Source organism: Pseudoalteromonas sp. J010 (assembly GCF_003934235.1).
Taxonomy (GTDB): domain Bacteria; phylum Pseudomonadota; class Gammaproteobacteria; order Enterobacterales; family Alteromonadaceae; genus Pseudoalteromonas; species Pseudoalteromonas peptidolytica.
On the sequence record NZ_RDBW01000016.1, the window covers coordinates 1 to 17,698 of the forward strand.

The 17,698-nt window shown below is 43.6% G+C and carries 19 protein-coding genes, 1 tRNA gene and 1 riboswitch; of the genes, 6 read left to right on the top strand and 14 right to left on the bottom strand.

Features of this window, described 5'->3' with window-relative positions; all coding sequences use genetic code 11:
* Nucleotides 1–261: 261 nt before the first annotated feature.
* Nucleotides 262–337 (bottom strand) — tRNA-Gly (locus tag EAG18_RS10005).
* Between the two features lie 162 nt (nt 338–499).
* A complete protein-coding gene (gene orn / locus EAG18_RS10010; RefSeq protein ID WP_125252243.1) occupies nt 500–1,045 on the bottom strand; it encodes an oligoribonuclease in 546 nt (181 codons plus the stop codon).
* A 161-nt stretch (nt 1,046–1,206) separates the two neighbouring features.
* Between orn and rsgA the strand changes: the two genes are divergently transcribed.
* Nucleotides 1,207–2,259 (top strand): small ribosomal subunit biogenesis GTPase RsgA, encoded by a 1,053-nt coding sequence (rsgA, locus tag EAG18_RS10015; RefSeq protein WP_125252244.1) that lies wholly within the window; start codon nt 1,207–1,209, stop codon nt 2,257–2,259.
* Between the two features lie 86 nt (nt 2,260–2,345).
* On the top strand, nt 2,346–3,212 hold the full coding sequence (gene asd / locus EAG18_RS10020; RefSeq protein ID WP_125252245.1) for an archaetidylserine decarboxylase: 867 nt from the start codon (nt 2,346–2,348) through the stop codon (nt 3,210–3,212).
* 232 nt (nt 3,213–3,444) lie between these two features.
* Here the strand turns inward: asd and EAG18_RS10025 are convergent, their stop codons facing one another.
* From EAG18_RS10025 to EAG18_RS10060, 8 genes are all read right to left on the bottom strand, one after another.
* Nucleotides 3,445–4,194: a HesA/MoeB/ThiF family protein gene (locus tag EAG18_RS10025; RefSeq protein ID WP_125252246.1), complete on the bottom strand. Its 750-nt coding sequence runs from the start codon at nt 4,192–4,194 to the stop codon at nt 3,445–3,447.
* Complete coding sequence (gene thiE / locus EAG18_RS10030; protein ID WP_125252247.1) at nt 4,187–5,710, bottom strand: thiamine phosphate synthase; 1,524 nt, start codon at nt 5,708–5,710, stop codon at nt 4,187–4,189. Before thiE ends, EAG18_RS10025 begins: the two co-directional genes overlap by 8 nt.
* 35 nt (nt 5,711–5,745) lie before the next feature.
* Entirely contained in the window at nt 5,746–6,543 is a 798-nt protein-coding gene (locus tag EAG18_RS10035) for a thiazole synthase (RefSeq protein ID WP_125252248.1), read from the bottom strand.
* A 3-nt stretch (nt 6,544–6,546) separates the two neighbouring features.
* Nucleotides 6,547–6,744, bottom strand: a complete 198-nt coding sequence (gene thiS, locus EAG18_RS10040) for a sulfur carrier protein ThiS (RefSeq protein WP_125252249.1) — start codon at nt 6,742–6,744, stop codon at nt 6,547–6,549.
* Nucleotides 6,741–7,754 carry an FAD-dependent oxidoreductase gene (locus EAG18_RS10045; RefSeq protein ID WP_125252250.1) on the bottom strand — a complete coding sequence of 338 codons (1,014 nt, stop codon included), beginning with the start codon at nt 7,752–7,754 and terminating at the stop codon, nt 6,741–6,743. The genes thiS and EAG18_RS10045 overlap by 4 nt, the downstream gene beginning before the upstream one ends.
* 268 nt (nt 7,755–8,022) lie before the next feature.
* On the bottom strand, nt 8,023–9,975 hold the full coding sequence (thiC, locus tag EAG18_RS10050) for a phosphomethylpyrimidine synthase ThiC (protein WP_125252251.1): 1,953 nt from the start codon (nt 9,973–9,975) through the stop codon (nt 8,023–8,025).
* Nucleotides 9,976–10,093: 118 nt separating this feature from the next.
* A riboswitch (TPP riboswitch) is annotated at nt 10,094–10,224 on the bottom strand.
* Between the two features lie 80 nt (nt 10,225–10,304).
* Nucleotides 10,305–10,724 carry an META domain-containing protein gene (locus EAG18_RS10055; RefSeq protein ID WP_125252252.1) on the bottom strand — a complete coding sequence of 140 codons (420 nt, stop codon included), beginning with the start codon at nt 10,722–10,724 and terminating at the stop codon, nt 10,305–10,307.
* A gap of 96 nt (nt 10,725–10,820) precedes the next feature.
* The gene (locus tag EAG18_RS10060; protein ID WP_125252253.1) at nt 10,821–11,210 is read right to left on the bottom strand and encodes an acyl-CoA thioesterase; all 390 of its coding nucleotides are present in this window, start codon (nt 11,208–11,210) and stop codon (nt 10,821–10,823) included.
* 112 nt (nt 11,211–11,322) lie between these two features.
* Here EAG18_RS10060 and EAG18_RS10065 point away from each other — a divergent pair, with 112 nt between their 5' ends.
* Nucleotides 11,323–13,401 (top strand): TonB-dependent receptor, encoded by a 2,079-nt coding sequence (locus tag EAG18_RS10065; RefSeq protein ID WP_125252254.1) that lies wholly within the window; start codon nt 11,323–11,325, stop codon nt 13,399–13,401.
* A 266-nt stretch (nt 13,402–13,667) separates the two neighbouring features.
* Here the strand turns inward: EAG18_RS10065 and EAG18_RS10070 are convergent, their stop codons facing one another.
* Nucleotides 13,668–13,901, bottom strand: a complete 234-nt coding sequence (locus tag EAG18_RS10070) for a hypothetical protein (RefSeq protein ID WP_125252255.1) — start codon at nt 13,899–13,901, stop codon at nt 13,668–13,670.
* 378 nt (nt 13,902–14,279) lie between these two features.
* Between EAG18_RS10070 and EAG18_RS10075 the strand changes: the two genes are divergently transcribed.
* From EAG18_RS10075 to EAG18_RS10085, 3 genes are all read left to right on the top strand, one after another.
* The gene (locus EAG18_RS10075; protein ID WP_185745583.1) at nt 14,280–14,585 is read left to right on the top strand and encodes a helix-turn-helix transcriptional regulator; all 306 of its coding nucleotides are present in this window, start codon (nt 14,280–14,282) and stop codon (nt 14,583–14,585) included.
* A 154-nt stretch (nt 14,586–14,739) separates the two neighbouring features.
* Nucleotides 14,740–15,084, top strand: coding sequence for a hypothetical protein (locus tag EAG18_RS10080; RefSeq protein WP_125252257.1), 345 nt, complete (start codon nt 14,740–14,742; stop codon nt 15,082–15,084).
* A gap of 33 nt (nt 15,085–15,117) precedes the next feature.
* Nucleotides 15,118–15,771, top strand: coding sequence for a hypothetical protein (locus EAG18_RS10085; protein ID WP_125252258.1), 654 nt, complete (start codon nt 15,118–15,120; stop codon nt 15,769–15,771).
* Between the two features lie 134 nt (nt 15,772–15,905).
* On the opposite strand, the gene speD is transcribed toward EAG18_RS10085, so the two are convergent.
* From speD to EAG18_RS10100, 3 genes are all read right to left on the bottom strand, one after another.
* Nucleotides 15,906–16,715 (bottom strand): adenosylmethionine decarboxylase, encoded by an 810-nt coding sequence (gene speD / locus EAG18_RS10090; protein WP_125252259.1) that lies wholly within the window; start codon nt 16,713–16,715, stop codon nt 15,906–15,908.
* An 85-nt stretch (nt 16,716–16,800) separates the two neighbouring features.
* Nucleotides 16,801–17,214 (bottom strand): OsmC family protein, encoded by a 414-nt coding sequence (locus EAG18_RS10095; protein ID WP_125252260.1) that lies wholly within the window; start codon nt 17,212–17,214, stop codon nt 16,801–16,803.
* A 106-nt stretch (nt 17,215–17,320) separates the two neighbouring features.
* On the bottom strand, nt 17,321–17,656 hold the full coding sequence (locus EAG18_RS10100; RefSeq protein WP_185745584.1) for a DUF3802 family protein: 336 nt from the start codon (nt 17,654–17,656) through the stop codon (nt 17,321–17,323).
* Between the last annotated feature and the right edge of the window lie 42 nt (nt 17,657–17,698).

Sequence of the window (17,698 nt, forward strand, 5' to 3'; positions counted from 1 at the left end):
AACTCGTGACCTCGACCTTGGCAAGGTCGCGCTCTACCAGCTGAGCTAGTGCCGCATCACATTATTTAGCTCTGGATTTGTTGGTAACTACGCTAGGTCGCGTTGATTACCTACTGCAGCTGAGCTAGTGCCGCATCACAATATTTAGCTCTGGATTTGTCGGTAACTACGCAAGGTCGCGTTGATTACCTACTGCAGCTGAGCCAGTGCCGCATCACATTATATTCTTTATTTTTTCAGTCGAACATAAACTGAGGATTTTGGAGCGGCACACGAGGTTCGAACTCGTGACCTCGACCTTGGCAAGGTCGCGCTCTACCAGCTGAGCTAGTGCCGCATCACATTATYTAGCTCTGGATTTGTTGGTAACTACGCTAGGTCGCGTTGATTACCTACTGCAGCTGAGCTAGTGCCGCGCTTGGGCTAAAAACCCCGCAGGGCTTGTCGTCTCAAGCGGGGCAGGATTCTACAAGATAAAATTTGCTTTGCAAGTATTTTTTTAAACTTTGAAGAATTTTTCTTGATACACCTTTAATTCCATAATGGAGTCTTTGATGTCATCTAAGGCTAAATGAGAGCTTTTCTTTTTAATTTCACCTAATARCTCAGGTTTCCAACGTCTTGCTAGCTCTTTTATTGTACTTACATCTAGGTTGCGATAGTGGAAGTAAGCTTCTAGCTCTGGCATGTATTTGTTGAGGAATCGACGGTCTTGCCCAATCGAATTACCGCACATTGGTGAAGCACCTGGTGGTACCCACTCTTTCAAAAAGTCCAACGTCTGCTTGATTGCATCGGCTTCTGTGTATTTACTGGCTTTACAGCGATCGGTAAGACCTGAACGACCGTGTTGATTAGTACACCACTCATCCATTCCATCAAGGAGCTCATTACTTTGATGAATTGCCACTACAGGACCTTCAGCTAAAATATTGAGATCACCATCTGTTATCACCGTCGCGATTTCTAAGATTTTATCTGTTTTTGGTTCCAGCCCCGTCATCTCGAGATCGAGCCAGATCAAGTTTGATTCATGAAAAGACATACATTACCTTAGCGGTACTTTCCTTTAGATCCAATGCAATTAGATATATCATATTAGTTTAAACACTCGACCTAAAGCTTTTTTTACCATGCACGGCGTTTTATTGATTTATAGCCTAAATTTAAACGCTCTGCACGCTCAAGCTTAAACAGATTATAGACATGGCAAAGAAAAAGAAACTCAGTAAAGGCCAATCCCGACGGATTAGAGCTAATCATCAGAAGCGTATCGATAAAGCGAAAGGGACAGAAGTGTCTGATGTTTCATGGCAAAATGACAATCTAGGACCAACAGAAGCGGCAGTGGTGATCAGCCGCTTCGGGCAACATGCAGATGTAGAAACCACAGAGCAAGAGATTTTGCGTTGTAATATACGCCGCACCGTGAGCAGCTTGGTTTGCGGTGACGAAGTTATTTTTCGTCGTGCCAAGGTCAGTGATGGCGACCTAGCCGGGGTCATTGAGGCTGTACATGAAAGACGTACACAACTTACTCGCCCCGACTTTTATGATGGTGTGAAAGTCGTCGCTGCCAATATCGATCAGATATTGATGGTATCAGCAGTTGTGCCTGAGTTTACCCCACAGATCATTGACCGCTATTTGGTTGCTTGTGAAGACATGGGGATTGAGCCAATTTTGTTACTAAACAAAATTGATTTGCTCGACCAAGAAAGCTTGGATTACGTTGATGAAGTGTTAGATATCTATCGTGAGCTTGGTTATCGCGTGCTGTTAGTCAGCACCAAATCAGGTGAAGGCATAGATGAGCTGAAACATATCTTAGAAGACAAAAATAATATTTTTGTTGGTCAATCTGGTGTGGGTAAATCGACGCTCGTTAATACTGTACTCCCAAATGCCGATATCCTGACCAAAGAAGTCTCCGAAAATAGCGGCTTAGGGCAACATACAACAACAGTATCACGCTTACATCACCTCCCCTCTGGTGGAAACTTAATTGATAGCCCGGGGATCCGTGAGTTTGGCTTATGGCACCTAGAAGTTGAGCGAGTGACTTGGTGTTTTAAAGAGTTTAGAGAATTTATTGGAGGTTGTCGTTTTAGAGACTGCAAACACCTCAATGACCCGGGGTGCCTTATCCAAGAAGCCGTCGATGAAGGAAAAATCAGCGAACTGCGCTTTGAAAGCTACCACCGCATTTTAGAGTCTATGGCAGATGGTCGCGCAGGTGCGCGTGCTCCGAGAGTCTGATAATATTTGCTAAATTGGCTCAACCCGTTGAGCCCAACGGCTACTAAGTACCTTAGTGGCAAGACTACAATTAGGAACTGTTAAAAGTGAATTTGGATAAACTAAAAATTGCCATGCAGTATGCATTACCTAAACATGCGGTTTCTCGTTTGGTTGGTAAGCTTGCAGCAGCAGAAGCCGGTGCATTAACAACAAAGCTTATTAAGCTATTTATCAAACAATATAAAATCGACATGAGTGAGGCTCTGCACGAAGATCCAGCTCACTACAAAACCTTCAACGAGTTTTTCACTCGCCCTTTGAAACCAGGGATCCGTCCTCTTGCTGAAGAAAGCAATATTTTAGCTCACCCTGTTGATGGTGCGATTAGCCAGTTAGGTGACGTTGTCGATGGTCAAATCATCCAAGCTAAAGGCCACAACTATAGCCTGCAAACTTTACTTGGCGGCAAAGAGGAAGATTTTACCCCTTATATAGGTGGTAAGTTTGCCACTATCTATCTTGCCCCAAAAGATTATCACCGTATTCATATGCCAATTGATGGCACACTGCGCAAGATGATTTATGTGCCTGGTGATTTATTTTCGGTAAATCCTTTGACTGCACAAAATGTGCCTAACTTATTTGCACGCAACGAACGTGTAGTTGCCATTTTTGATACTGAAATTGGACCACTTTCTATGGTATTGGTGGGTGCAACCATAGTTGCCAGTATTGAAACTATTTGGGCAGGGACCGTCACTCCGCCTGCGGGTAGAGATGTGTTTACTTGGACATATCCAGAGGCTGGTGACAATGCAATTAAGCTGAAAAAAGGCGAAGAAATGGGTCGCTTTAAGCTCGGATCAACAGTGATCTTAGCGTGGGGCTCTGAAAAAGCGGACTTCCTTGACGGTCAAAACCCAGAAACAGTAACACGTATGGGTACACCGTTTGCAAAAATAGCAGAGTAAATTACTTTTATACCAATTTGCTTAATTAAGTGACCTATTTTGAGGCGAGAAAATCTTGTCAATAACACCGCTTCCGCGTCCTGCTCACGCCGAGGTACCTACGTCCTGTAGGCAAGGCAAAAATTTTGCTATTTAGTTTGTTCTAAATAAGAAATTTTTAACGCCGTTAGCGTCAGATTTACTCCTTCAAATTGAGCAAGTATTAAGAATAATTGGTATTAGTGGCTTGAAACTACATCAAGCCACAGCATTCACATTCAGGGTTTTTAGTTAGTCTATAAGGCCTTTGCTGCAAACTCATTCCATCTAACGAACAAAACATACTCCCTTGATGATGTCCAAGTAGCACGTTTACAGCAAGTAATGCCTGCTGCGCGCCAATGATCCCAAGTATTGGACTCAATACGCCAAAGTTACCGCAGTTTTCCGTTGGGGCTTGTGAGTCCGCTGGAAAAATACAAGCATAGCAAGGTGACTTGGTTCTAAAATCAAAGCACATTAATTGCCCTTGGGTGGCAATAGCTGCCCCTGCTATCAGTACCTTATTTGTTTGATAACAGTACTTATTGAGCAAATAACGGGTAGTAAAGTTATCACTACAATCTAATATGATATCGGCCTCACCAAGCAACTCAGCTATATTTTCTTGGGTCAAGCGTGCATTAATCGGCGTAAGTGTTATGTCGTTATTGAGACTCGTCAGCACCTTTCCCGCAGCTTTAGCCTTTTGCTGGCCTAAGTGATTCACTTTATACAAAATTTGCCGCTGTAGGTTAGACAACTCAACTTCATCGTGATCAATAAATGTAAGCTTACCAATGCCACTGGCAGCAAGATAAAACAGCGCTGGACTTCCCAGTCCGCCGCACCCAACAACAGCAACATGTGCCTGCTTTAAAGCCAACTGTCCTTGTTCGCCGACCTCTTTTAATAGCAAATGGCGACTGTATCTTAGTCGTTCTTTGTCACTCAGCTCAGTCATGCTGTGTCATCGCCTGTTTTAGTTCAAGTACAGCTTGCTGTGGGTCTTGGGCTTCAGTAATTGCTCTGACCACCGCAATACTAGAGACGCCTGTAGCAGCCACTTCCTGTGCTCGGCTAAGATCAATACCACCAATGGCGACGGTTGGATAGACAGGCTCCATCAAAGGAACAAAATGCGTCAGTTTTTCAAGCCCTTGGATTTGACCTGTCATGTCTTTGGTTGTCGTTGGATAAATTGCACCAAAAGCCAAATAACTGGGACGATAGTTATGCGCTCGGAGCATTTCATAAAAACCATGGGTAGAAATACCTAAGCGCAGCCCCGCTTCTTGAATAGCAGCTAGGTTTGCTTTATCAATATCCTCTTGGCCTAAATGAATGCCATACGCACCGTGTTTAATTGCTAACTGCCAATAGTCATTAATAAACACCTTTGCACCGTACTTTTGTCCAAGTGCTATGGCAGTTTGTATTTCTGCTTCAAGATTGGCTTGCTCTGGGTCTTTAATCCGCAGCTGAACCGTATCGACCCCCATCGCGAGGCACTTTTCCACCCAATCCGCGTTATCTACTACAGCATAAAGCCCAATAGGGTCATCAATGCTGGCAAAACCTGCGGCAAAGTTAAACTCCTCTGGTAAGGTAAACTCTAGTTCGTCTGCAAGCCAAGATCCCGCTTCAACCACTTGAGGGTAATCATTGAGCGTCACAGGGAACCCCGTGTGCGCTACAGGTCCCACCCCTTCCCCATATCGTATTGCCGCTTTTAATCCCGCATTGATATAGGCTTTACCAAGAATAAATGCATCTTTAAACGGGTAGCCCTTAGCGATACAAGATGCCATAACTGACGATAAACTACACCCCGTGCCATGACTATGTGGTGTTTGAATTTTTTCGTTTCCGAGCCAATATTCAGTATCCGCTTCTACGCCATAATCAATGCAGTAACCTTTCGGGTAATCCCAATGTCCCCCTTTAATGATCACCGACTTTGCGCCGAACTCACGCAGTTTGGCAGCCGCCTCTTTTACCGCCTCTGGGCCAATTAAATACACGCCAGTCAGCAGCTGAGTTTCATGCGTATTGGGCGTTATAACATCTACCAGCGGTAACAAGTGGGTTTTTAACGCATCAACCGTATCTTCTTCCGTTAACGCGTCCCCACTGCTCGCAATGGCAACAGGGTCGTAAACCACGATTGGCGGCGTTACCCATGTTGTTTTGTAATGTGTTAAATGCTCAGCAATAAGTTGGATTTGTTGCACATTGGCAAGCATGCCAATTTTTATCACTGTCGCAGGCATATCTTGCGAAAGTGCTGTTAGTTGAGATTCGATAACTGTAGTAGAAACAGGATTTAACGCCTCAACCCCTAAACTATTTTGCGCGGTTAGCGCCGTTATTACAGTACAGCAATGGACATTAAAGCTCTGCGTTGCTTTGAGATCAGCCTGAATGCCTGCACCACCGCCAGAATCAGAGCCTGCTATACTCCAGACAATATGTGACATAAAAAAGCTCCCTATGTAGTTATCCGCAACTCAAGTTAATTTGCATGCCAAAAAGGCATCCCAAGGGTTGGTGTAGAGGGCGATGCCACCTCTTTTTGCTGCATTGCTTTTGCTAAATAAGATAGACGCCCTGCGACTGTGCTGGCTTCAAATGCTTTTGCCATAGTAATAGGACAACCCGCCCCAGCCACCGCCGAATTAAGTAATACCGCATCATAACCCAACTCAAGTGCCTGACAAGCATGAGACGGCAGGCCAAGTCCGGCATCAACAATCAAGGTTTGATGAGGCAAACGTGTGCGGATAGTTTGCAAGTTATATGGGTTTAACAGCCCTTTCCCTGTACCAATTGGTGCGCCCCAAGGCATTAAAACCTCGCAGCCTAGCGCATCCAAGCGCTGACACAACACCAAATCATCAGTGCAATAAGGCAACACTTTAAAACCGTCTTTTAATAAGATTTCGGTGGCTTCGAGTAATGCAATTGGATCTGGTTGCAGGTTATATTCATCGCCAATAAGTTCAAGTTTAATCCAATCGGTGGCAAACACTTCCCGGCACATCTGCGCCAGTGTCACCGCTTCTTTTACACTGTAACAACCTGCGGTGTTCGGCAAGACGCGCAGTCCCATCTCCTTGATTAGCGACCAAAAGTCATCACCAGCCCGCTTAGTTTGCTGGCGTCTCAGCGACACAGTAACAATTTCAGCACCCGAGGTGGCGATAGCCGCCTGCATGACTTCAGGAGAAGGATAAAGCGCTGAGCCAATTAGCATTCGACTCGTAAATTGTTCACCATAAATAGTAAGTGGCGTATCAGCCAAAGACTGCATAAATCACCCTCCTTGAATTGGTGATAAAAGTTCAATCTTATCACCGTCGTTCAGTGTCACGCTTGGCAGCTCTGTGCGAGAAACAAAAGTACCATTGAGTGCCACGGCAAAAGGCGGCCTCGCACCTTTGGCTGTGATAAACTCCTGAATAGTTTGCTCGTGGTCGATATTAATCGTTTCGCCATTAAATTCGACTTTCATAATAACTCCTTAGATAGTGCTTGTTGCACAATAAGTGGTGCCAGCAGATAGCCGTGCCGATAAAGACCATTGATACTGATCACATTGCCTTGTTGGTCAATTTTGGGGTGATTATCTTTAAATGCGGGTCTAAGTCCTGCTAATAAGGACAATACTCGCGCTTCGGCAAATCCACGATGCACTGAATAAGCAGCAGAGAGTAGTTCAAGTGTAGAGCGCACAGTGATCTCTGCGCTGTCTTGCGACTCAATTTCCGTGGCGCCAATCACGAACTGGTGATCCGGCTTGGGTGCAATATAAATAGGATACCTTGGGTGCATCAAACGCACAGGTCGAGTCAAGGTCACTTCAGGGGCATAAATTCTCGCTACTTCTCCACGCACGCCACGAAGCCCTTCATATTTTACTTTTGCACCAAGACCGCGACAATCAATAACCCAATCATACGAGTGACTCAGCTGTGCTTTTTTCGCCTCATCACAATGAACCCCGTAATTAATTTCTACACCTTGCTTCAGTAGTGTTGTAGTACTACTTTGATAAAACGCCTGATTATCCAGTTGGCCTTCGCAAGGTAAATACAAGCCTTGGTGGAACACGCCCCCCAACTCCGGCTCAAGTTCGGCTATTTGAGCACCGTTCACCGTTTCCGCACGATGCTCTTTTAACGGCTTTAAGCGCTGCTGAAAACTCACCAAGTCACCACGATCTTGCGCATGGGCAACAATTAGTGAGCCTTGCTGTTGAAAAAAGACTGGGCTGTCGAGTTTAGCAAGTATTTGCGGCCATAACCTCATCGACTCAAGCCCTTGTAACGCCAAAGCTTCAGTACATATCACAGACTCAGCCAACGGCGCTAACATAGCCGCTGCGACACTCCCTGCTGAAGACTCAGCACCTTGCTCTGCTTGCTCAAATACGCTGATCTGATAGCGCTTTGCAAGCATCAATGCGGCGATACGCCCAGTTAAACCAAAACCCAAGATAGCAACACGTGCTTGAGTAGACATCGCTACACTCCTAAAATGAGCCACCTCACAGACATCAAAGTGGCTACGATGGGATGAGTGATACCAATTTGCTTTATTAAGTGATCTATTTTGAGGCAAGAAAATCTTGTCGATAACACCGCTTCCGCGTCCTGCTCACGCCGAGGTACCTACGTCCTGTAGGCAAGGCAAAAGTTTTGCTATTTAGTTGTTCTAAATAAGAAACTTTTAACGCGGTTAGCGTCAGATTTACTCCCTCAAATTGAGCAAGTATTAAGACAAAGTGGTATCATATCGCTTTGTGATAAAGCTCTGAGCCTGATTGCTTAAATTCTTCAGACTTTGCTTTCATCTCAGCTTCAACATCCACCATTTTAATGCTGATCTCTTCACCTACATTATTCGGATCAATCCCTCGTGCTTCTAGCTCTTTTGCGTAGTCACGTACATCCTGCGTGATCTTCATTGAGCAGAATTTTGGCCCACACATAGAGCAAAAATGCGCAACTTTACCCGACTCTTGCGGCAATGTTTCGTCGTGATATTCACGGGCGCGGTCAGGATCTAGACCAAGATTAAATTGATCATGCCAGCGGAACTCAAAGCGCGCTTTAGACAACGCATTGTCACGAACTTGAGCACCCGGATGGCCTTTTGCCAGATCCGCCGCATGTGCTGCTATCTTGTAGGTGATCAAACCTTCTTTTACATCTTCTTTATTCGGTAAGCCTAAGTGTTCTTTTGGTGTCACATAGCACAGCATCGCACAGCCATACCAAGCAATTTGCGCCGCACCGATCCCTGAAGTGAAGTGATCATAACCAGGAGCAATATCTGTGGTAAGCGGACCAAGGGTATAAAATGGTGCTTCGTCACAGTGTTTGAGCTGCTCTTCCATATTCTCTTTGATCATGTGCATCGGTACATGGCCTGGGCCTTCAATAAATACTTGCACATCATGCTTCCACGCCAGCTTAGTCAATTCACCAAGAGTGCGTAGCTCACTAAATTGTGCTTCGTCATTGGCATCGGCAATAGAGCCTGGGCGCAAGCCATCGCCTAATGAAAAGCAAACATCGTATTGCTTTAAGATCTCGCAGATCTCTTCAAAATGCGTGTAGAGGAAGTTTTCTTTGTGGTGCGCTAGGCACCACTTCGCCATAATTGAACCACCGCGAGACACAATACCGGTGACGCGTTTTGCCGTCATTGGTACATAACGCAGCAGTACGCCAGCATGGATGGTAAAGTAATCTACCCCTTGCTCAGCTTGTTCAATTAGCGTATCGCGGAAGATCTCCCATGTTAGGTCTTCGGCAACGCCATTGACTTTTTCTAGTGCTTGATAGATTGGCACGGTACCAATTGGCACAGGAGAGTTACGTACCACCCACTCACGAGTTTCATGAATGTAGCGCCCTGTCGACAGATCCATTACGGTATCTGCACCCCAGCGAGTCGACCATACCATCTTTTCGACTTCTTCTTCGATAGAAGAGGTCACTGATGAGTTACCGATATTGGCGTTAACTTTTACTAAGAAGTTACGTCCGATGATCATCGGTTCAGTCTCAGGGTGATTGATATTGTTTGGCAGTACGGCGCGGCCACGAGCAATTTCATCACGGACAAATTCAGGCGTAATAAACTCAGGAATACTGGCTCCAAACGATTGCCCTTTGTGCTGCTGTGCTAATAACTCATCTCGTAATTTAGCACGCCCCATATTTTCACGGATCGCCACATATTCCATTTCTGGTGTCACGATACCTTGGCGTGCATAGTGCATTTGTGTGACATTTTTACCCGCCTTGGCACGACGAATTTTAGGTAGGTGTTCAAAGCGAATATGATCAAGCCCTTCATCCGCCATACGCTGCTGGGAAAACTGAGACGTCACCGACTCTAGCATTTCGGTATCGTCACGCTCAACTATCCACTGCGCTCTAAATTTAGGAAGACCAGCACGAACGTCAACCGGTACTTCAGGGTCTGTGTATGGACCTGAAGTATCATAAACACGAATAGGGTCGTTTGATTCAAATACCGGATTGTCTTCGGTGCCACCAACAAACGAATCACTGAGCGTGATTTCACGCATACCAACGCGCACACCGGCTTGGTCGCCGTCGACATAGACTTTATGAGAATTGGGGAAAGGTTGGCCTTTAAGATTATGGATAAATTCTGCCGCAGCTGCTCGTGCTTCACGACGACTTAACTTGCTACTATTGTTTGACATGACGTTCCTCTTACTTTCATCAAAGGTGTCTTGTCAGATCTCCAAAAAAGGAGGAGACGAGGATAGTCCTCGGGTAAGGTGGATAGCAATATACCACTATTGCTACAGACAAACGCAACACGTTTGCTGTCTTGTTCCCTACGCAGGCATTAACCTGATCAGGTCCACGGATCCCGCAAAATGCGATCTCAGCCTGAATGATTAGCAGCTGGCTTGCTGTAAAAATTCGAGGCACTCCGACAAGTAACGAATTAGCGCCAGTCTACTTACTTACATCAACGCTCGCAAGTATTGTCGCCAGCATTCACACTGGTATGTGGGGTTTTGGCTTATTGTTTAACAAAAGTAAATTCAGGTTTTCCCTTTAAGGTCAGTATATTAGCCTCAACCTCAAGCAATACGCCGATTTGTAACTGATTAATCAGCTGTGACTCAACTTTTGCCACATCCTCACCACAGTACTTACGGGTCATCCCTAGATTTTTGACGATTAATTGCCCATCAACAATTTCACCTTCACCAAAAAAGCGATTACACCCAGCAAACCCATTGACTTGCAACGCGTCTATAAAACGAATGTCAATCGCTTGCATACTCTCTGAAGATGCGTCCTGTGATTGTGTAAGTGGCTGGCCATTTATGCTGCGAAGCTGCCAACTAGAATACTTAAGCGCTTGCGTGTCTACCTTCCCTGTTGAGACACATCCACTAAGCGCAATAACTGCGCAAATTATGCTGATGAATTTCATGGTAAACCATCTATTTTATGCCCAATACTTATTATAACGTTTCATTGGGCAATAATTGCAGTAAAATTCTGTAAAAATGACTTTTTCGGCATTTATTTAATCAAATAAGTGTGTGATAGCATCCGGTAAAAAAGGTCTGCCACGTTCGTTAACTGAAGTGCCAGTGATTAGCGCATCTAACATCAACTTATTATCATGGGTTCTGATTATTTTTTGCTTAAATGCAAACTTCACCCTACTTTCTCGCTCAAGGGTGACTTCAACATAAAAGTCATCACCTGGGCGCAATGAATCTTTGTAATTCATTTCACTGCGGATCACCACCAAGTTCACTTTCTGCTCAGCAAGTGCTGCAAAGTCAACGTTATGAGCCAACAAAAACTCATGCCTTGCATGTTCTAAATAATTAAAATACACACTATTATTTACGATACCTTGTAAATCACATTCATAGTCACGCACTTTAAAATCAAGCTTAAAACTCATATCAATACCTATTGCATTAAAATTAATGGGCTAAGATATAACATAATTTCACTGTTAACTGGTCTGGCTTTTGCTAAACTGTGCCCAATTAAAAATGGGACAAAGATTAAGCATGAAGTTAAAACTCTCTACGATCACGTTGGCACTATTGCCACTTTTCTCTCATCATGTACTTGCCGATGATGACTTGGAAACCATCGTTGTTACTGGTGACTTTCAAAATGAAACCATCCAAACACTCAGTGCTAGCGCTTCGGTTGTTGATGAACTAACCATCACCAAGCGTGGGGCCCAATACTTAGATGAGATCCTTGGTGCAACTGCCAATGTTAACTTTACCGCAGGCGCGTCTCGTGGCCGCTTTATGCAAATTCGTGGCGTAGGTTTGCGTTCACAATTTGTTGATCCTATTTATCCTAGCGTCGGTTTATTAATTGACGGCATTAACTACTCGGGATTAGGTGGCAGCGCGCTACTCTTTGATACCGAGTCAGTCGTGGTGTATCGCGGTCCTCAAGGTACCAAGTTTGGCTCTGATGCCTTAGCAGGTATTGTTGAAGTAAATACTCAAATGGCAACAACTGCACCGTCGCTAAAATTAAAACTTGGCGCAGGCAACTATGGCAGTTATGAAGCTGGTATTGCCGCAGGCGCTGGGCTCAGCGATAACACAGCTGCACGAGTGAGCTTATATCAACGAGAATCCGACGGCTATGTTGATAATCTTTATCTCAATAAGCCCACGCAAACGCAAGATGAGCAAGCCGCTAGACTAAAACTTAACTCTCAGGTCAGCGACAATCTTGCCCTAGAGTTTACTTTCCATCATATCGATACTGACAACGGTTATGATGGCTTTACCTTAGATAATTCACGCAACAGTGTCGCTGATGAACCTGGGCAAGATAACCTAGAGTCTGACGCTTTTGCTTTTCGTGGCAAATATACACGCTCAGACTTGTTTGATGTTGAGTTTAAAGTATCAGGATTAGACGCTGATGCCCTCTATAGTTTTGATGAAGACTGGGTGTGTAACGATCCAAGTAAACCTGAACTCTGCGGCGCGGGATTACACCCTGAAGGATATAGCTCAACCGATGTTTATGCCCGTAATTATGAAAAGGGCGATATTGAGTTTTTAATCAAAGATAAGCAGAGCGACTGGGTAGTTGGCATGTATGCCAAGCGTAACGACGTTGACCTAACCCGCCACTATACTTGGCTTACTACACCATTTACTTCTGCCTATTCAATCGAAAGCAAAGCCATATTTGGCCAATACGTGCATCACCTATCAGATAAAACTCGCTTGATTGGCGGCCTACGCGCAGAACAATATGACGCYGATTACTTAGACAGCAATGGCTTTACCATCGCAACCGATGACTTAATGTGGGGCGGTAAAGTCGCACTTGAATACCAAGCTGTCCCTCGTACTATGATCTACACCAGCTTATCTCGTGGTTACAAGGTTGGTGGCGTAAATGGTGAAGCATTAGCAAAGGCCAAAGACGAAGGGTTAAACATTCCCACAGAGCACCATTATTTTGACCCAGAGTATGTCTGGAATGCCGAGTTCGGCGTGAAAGGGCAATCTGAAGATAAGCGTCACCTTGTACGTGTTACTGCATTTTATATGCAGCGTGATGACATTCAACTAAAGCAGTGGCAAGTATCTAACCAGCAATTTGCAGGCTATATCGATAACGCCAGTGAAGGCAGCAACTATGGACTAGAGCTAGAAGGCACCTTTAGTTACAACGAGCGCCTTGGCTTTACCTATAGCGCAGGCTATTTGGAAACAGAAATAGAAGATTTTGTTGCAGCAAGTGGCATTAGCTTAGACGGCCGCGATCAAGCACAAGCACCAAACTATCAATACTCATTTGCTGTTAATTACGAGCTAATGAATAACCTAGTAGTAGCGCTTGGCGTTGAAGGTAAAGACAACTATTACCTCTCGGATAGTCATAACGAGCAAGCCGGTAATCATAACCTGATCAATGCCAGCTTAAGCTATTACGGTGATAACTGGTCACTCACAGCTTGGGGCAGAAACCTAGCGGATGAAGATATTGTGGTACGCGGCTTTAGATTTGGTAACAACCCATTAGACGGTTGGCAGCCACATACCTACGTGCAGTACGGTGAACCACGCGTATACGGATTAAGTTTTACCTACGAACTGTAATCAACTTACGTTTATACTTATTAAAAAAGGGGAAGTATATTCTATACGCTTCCCCTTTTTTATATTCTATTTATCTTCAAATAACTATGAAAAACAAACAGGCCAATTATCTTAATTAATTGCTATACCTACCAGCATGACTATACGATAACGTCGCACCGTGCATTACAGTATTGTCACAGCAGTTAATACTAAATAATAAAAAGGGGGAGGCGTAAAATTAGAGTAAAACGCTCCCCCTCACCGCAAAACCTAAACGCGCTAGGCTATTCCATACTAGGTGCGCTGGAATATACTAGCTCAACCAAGTTATTCATGGTTTTTGACTTCTGCATATACGCTTTTTCCATGTGAGCAAGCTCTTGTAATTCAAACAAGGTTGACTCCACCAGCGATAACCACTTGGTGGTGGTATCTGGTACGTTATCGCACTGTTTTGATGCTTTTTTTAGTGCGTCGTAATAAATTGTTAAGTCATGATATTGGCGTAGATAATCCATATTGCTCTCCAACATGTTCACTTTATTTCACACTAAAGTAACAAAAGCTTTGAGCAAAAATCTGCGCGAAGCAAAATTTTTTAAATTTACTGTTAAATTTATCAGTAAACACACAAGCTAAATAACAACATAGCGGTGCTGAATTAAAATAACTTTGGTGTGCTTCGCACAAAAAATTATGCGAAGCAAATAACAGTGAAACAAAATATACATTTTTGGTCTGACAAAGCTTGAAAAATAAATTTTCTAAGATAAACTCGCGTTTACTGTTTAGATACAAAAATGCAACCTGGTTAAGCTAATAAATATAACCAATCAGCGCAAAAGCACGTTGCGCTATTTGTAACGCACAAGCGGCAAACAAAAAGGATTGAGTTGGTGGGTAAATTTGACAAGCGCTTTACCGCAGATGACTTGCGCCGTATGCGCAAAGTGGCCGGTAAAACAACACTCGAAATGGCTAAATTAGTCGGTGTAGAGCGCGGCACTTATGAAAACTATGAAAAGGGAGTCAGTAAATTCCCTTACGAGTATTTTGAAGTGTGGTGTGACGCTTGTGGGATTAACCTAAACCCATTAAGGGAGCAAATTTTAGCGCTTAGAGATAAAATTGACGACGCTAAACTTTGGCGTAAATCCCCAACCCCACGTGACAAACCAACTAAAGAAGGTAGCCGCAAATGAATGCCCAAACCTTTTATCCGTGCCATCACACATATCAAACAATCACGTTACGTATCACGCATATTGACTACACGATGTTTTCAACTTGTTTATTAAGGAGTAAAGTGGAGTGGAATTCAAACACCGCAAAACTTAACTTAGAAAGGACATCATTATGCGCTTTTTAATAAAAAATATCGCTAACCGACTCGTAACTTTAACRGCACTTTCCCAAAAACAAGCTAACAGGGCATCCATTGGAACGCTTGGGCCAAAAGTAAAAGACCCAAGATCCGAAACCTACTCCACCGCATCAAACAAACCATCATCACTTAGCGCTAATTCAGTTAATCAGGTGATTGGTGGAAGCCATGCAGATAAAAGTGGCGATCCGAGAGTAAAAAACAAGACAGTTCTGTCAGATAAAAAATCACCGCTGGCAGCCAGTTCTTTTAATAAAGTGGTTGGAGGAAGTACCGGTGGTCAAGCTGAAGACCCAAAAGTAAAGAAAGGTGGCTAAGTTATGAAACCACAACAAAATAGAGAGGAATAAATGAAGCGTTCTTGGTTTGTGTTGCTATTCTGTGCAGTCTTAGCCCTTATTTTTACCGGTTTGCACTATCAGTCTATAAATGCCCTGCATTTGTTATTTATGGGTTGTATAGCTATGACTAGCTTCTTTTTAAGAGGCCAAGAAAATATTAAGCATATTGTGCTGATACTATTGGTGTTGAGCTTTATTGAATATGGTTTTTTTAGTTACTTTATGAATCTTAACAAAGCAGGACTACCCGCCTATCAGACAAATGCTTTCATATATAGCTTACACCTAATATGTGATTTTATTGCACTAATGATTCTGAAATACAGAGTTCGACTTTCCTTGCGATATGTGCGCTTTACTAATCCTGATAATTGGCGCGCAGTCTATATGACATACGCCGACCCGATACTATACGGAATTTACTTTGCATTTGTAATAGTGGATTTAGCAGCCTTCGGTGAAAATATTATTCGTAATTTAGAGTACATCGGCGTAAATAAAAGCTTCGCTACACAATTTTGGAGTTGGAGTTTCATCTACAAGAACTACGATATTCTAAAGTCGATTTTACTCTCCTGTGTGATCACCACCCTACTGGCCACTATCTTTGTTGAACGTCAGCGTCCTGATACGCCTGATGAGGAATTAGAAAGCGAATCTTAGTGATTTTATAATTGTCACCTTATAAGCGGGCACAGTCGTGCTCTATGCGCTTATATGATGACTTAACAAGGAATTTCAGACATTAAAAAAGGCGCCTTGGCGCCTTTTACTGTTACTTATCCTGATACTACGGATTATTCCGTCTCAGGTAAATTACGACCGTAGAACACTTCCTGAATTTCACGATTTAGCTTTTGGCGAATTTCTTCTTCTTCGTCTTGGTCTAAATCATCGGTGCTTAATCCAAACAGATACGCATTTAAATCTGTTTCCTTAAGCATCATCTTAGTGTGGAATAAGTTCTCTTGATACACGTTTACATCTACCATGTGGTAGGCATCTTTAGTGTCTTCCGTCATGTAATTCTGGATAGAGTGAATAGCGTGGTCAATATAGTGCTTCACGCCATTTACGTCACGAGTAAAACCACGTACGCGGTAATCGATTGTTACTACGTCTGACTCTAGCGAGTGAATCAAGAAGTTCAGTGCTTTAAGTGGTGAAATAATACCGCACGTTGATACTTCAATATCTGCTCGGAACGTACAAATGCCATCATGAGGGTGTGCTTCAGGATAAGTATGCACACAAATGTGGCTCTTATCTAAGTGTGCAACCACCGAATCAGGTAATGGACCTGGTGCTTCGTTGCTATCAAAAGTCTGTTGTTCAACAGGCTCTTCTGATACTAGGATCGTCACACTTGCCCCTTGTGGCTCATAATCTTGACGTGCAATATTTAATACGTTTGCACCAATAATATCTGTCACGTCTTTGAGAATATCCGTCAAACGATCAGCACTGTATTGCTCATCAATATATTCTAGATACTCTTTACGTTGCTGCTCGGTCTTGGCGTAGCAAATATCGTAAATGCTAAAGCTTAAACTCTTAGTTAAGTTGTTAAAGCCATGGAGTTTAATTTTATCAAAGGGCTTGTTCACGATAGACCCACCTTAATACAAAAAATCTGCGTTGCAGAAACAAAAGTTCGCGGATTTTATACGAAAATAACGCCATGAAAAAGCGTTATTTCGCGTCAATTTCAATCACTTCATGGCTATGCGTAATTTCTACTGCTTTTTCAAGCATTAAAGCCACGGAGCAGTACTTTTCAGCTGACAAACTAATGGCTCTTGCTAGGTGTTTTTCAGAGACATTTCGTCCCGTTACCACAAAGTGTAAATTAATTTTTGTAAAAACCCGTGGCGCACTTGGAGCGCGCTCTGCGGTAAGCTTTACCTCGACGTCAGTAACATCCTGACGCGCTTTTTGTAAAATACTGACCACATCAACCGACGAGCAGCAGCCAGCTGACATCAACACCATTTCCATTGGGCTTGGTGCGGCACTGTCGGCGCCGGTATCAAATACCACGTTGTGCCCTGACGCTGAGCGCCCAATGAAGGTATCGCCTTCAACCCATTTAACGCAAGCTAACATAGTTATCCTTTATAAAAGCAATAACACCGCCACGAGGCGGTGTATTTTATATTCCACTTTGCACTTTACAGTGTAGTGTGGCTCTATTAACGATAATTGTGCCAACCTATACCGCTGAGTCAAACAGGTTTTTCACCAAGCCGGCAAATTCCTCAATAAACTCTTTTTGCTCTACGGTGACACGTCTATCAACAACGCTCGACAGTACCTCTTGCAAGTCATACACAATGCCATCTACCTCGCGCACAATCATGCTACGCTGCTCTGTAGAAAGCTCACTGTGTTGCTCGCAAATACGGATAACGTTTTCAGCAATCACATCTTCGATCAATTCCAAGACTGTTGGAGCACCAGGCTCTACCGTCCCGGACTTCTCAAACAAGGCTAAATTTTGCGTCAAATACATGACTAAATCATCATATCCTTGTTTATCTAAAACCATACTTTGCTCACCTGAACCTATCAAAGACATCTCCTATTGATT